Source organism: Bacillus sp. SRB3LM, assembly GCF_015712745.1.
GTDB classification, from domain to species: Bacteria; Bacillota; Bacilli; order Bacillales; family Bacillaceae_G; genus Bacillus_A; species Bacillus_A thuringiensis_K.
Genome location: NZ_VWVQ01000053.1, coordinates 1 through 1,662, shown reverse-complemented (window position 1 = coordinate 1,662; position 1,662 = coordinate 1). Strand labels below are relative to the sequence as shown.

Here is a 1,662-nt window from a genome sequence, read left to right as displayed (position 1 = left end):
AAGGACTGGTGGAGTGCTTAGAAGTGAGAATGCCGGTATGAGTAGCGAAAGACGGGTGAGAATCCCGTCCACCGAATGCCTAAGGTTTCCTGAGGAAGGCTCGTCCGCTCAGGGTTAGTCAGGACCTAAGCCGAGGCCGACAGGCGTAGGCGATGGACAACAGGTTGATATTCCTGTACCACCTCTTTATCGTTTGAGCAATGGAGGGACGCAGAAGGATAGAAGAAGCGTGCGATTGGTTGTGCACGTCCAAGCAGTTAGGCTGATAAGTAGGCAAATCCGCTTATCGTAAAGGCTGAGCTGTGATGGGGAAGCTCCTTATGGAGCGAAGTCTTTGATTCCCCGCTGCCAAGAAAAGCTTCTAGCGAGATAAAAGGTGCCTGTACCGCAAACCGACACAGGTAGGCGAGGAGAGAATCCTAAGGTGTGCGAGAGAACTCTGGTTAAGGAACTCGGCAAAATGACCCCGTAACTTCGGGAGAAGGGGTGCTTTCTTAACGGAAAGCCGCAGTGAATAGGCCCAAGCGACTGTTTAGCAAAAACACAGCTCTCTGCGAAGCCGTAAGGCGAAGTATAGGGGGTGACACCTGCCCGGTGCTGGAAGGTTAAGGAGAGGGGTTAGCGTAAGCGAAGCTCTGAACTGAAGCCCCAGTAAACGGCGGCCGTAACTATAACGGTCCTAAGGTAGCGAAATTCCTTGTCGGGTAAGTTCCGACCCGCACGAAAGGTGTAACGATTTGGGCACTGTCTCAACCAGAGACTCGGTGAAATTATAGTACCTGTGAAGATGCAGGTTACCCGCGACAGGACGGAAAGACCCCGTGGAGCTTTACTGTAGCCTGATATTGAATTTTGGTACAGTTTGTACAGGATAGGCGGGAGCCATTGAAACCGGAGCGCTAGCTTCGGTGGAGGCGCTGGTGGGATACCGCCCTGACTGTATTGAAATTCTAACCTACGGGTCTTATCGACCCGGGAGACAGTGTCAGGTGGGCAGTTTGACTGGGGCGGTCGCCTCCTAAAGTGTAACGGAGGCGCCCAAAGGTTCCCTCAGAATGGTTGGAAATCATTCGTAGAGTGCAAAGGCATAAGGGAGCTTGACTGCGAGACCTACAAGTCGAGCAGGGACGAAAGTCGGGCTTAGTGATCCGGTGGTTCCGCATGGAAGGGCCATCGCTCAACGGATAAAAGCTACCCCGGGGATAACAGGCTTATCTCCCCCAAGAGTCCACATCGACGGGGAGGTTTGGCACCTCGATGTCGGCTCATCGCATCCTGGGGCTGTAGTCGGTCCCAAGGGTTGGGCTGTTCGCCCATTAAAGCGGTACGCGAGCTGGGTTCAGAACGTCGTGAGACAGTTCGGTCCCTATCCGTCGTGGGCGTAGGAAATTTGAGAGGAGCTGTCCTTAGTACGAGAGGACCGGGATGGACGCACCGCTGGTGTACCAGTTGTTCTGCCAAGGGCATAGCTGGGTAGCTATGTGCGGAAGGGATAAGTGCTGAAAGCATCTAAGCATGAAGCCCCCCTCAAGATGAGATTTCCCATAGCGTAAGCTAGTAAGATCCCTGAAAGATGATCAGGTTGATAGGTTCGAGGTGGAAGCATGGTGACATGTGGAGCTGACGAATACTAATAGATCGAGGACTTAACCATATAATATG

The 1,662-nt window shown here is 52.9% G+C and carries 1 rRNA gene; it reads left to right on the top strand.

The window, feature by feature from the left end:
- Positions 1 to 1,654 (top strand): 23S ribosomal RNA (locus F3I02_RS19495); the annotation flags it as partial.
- Positions 1,655 to 1,662: the final 8 nt, after the last annotated feature.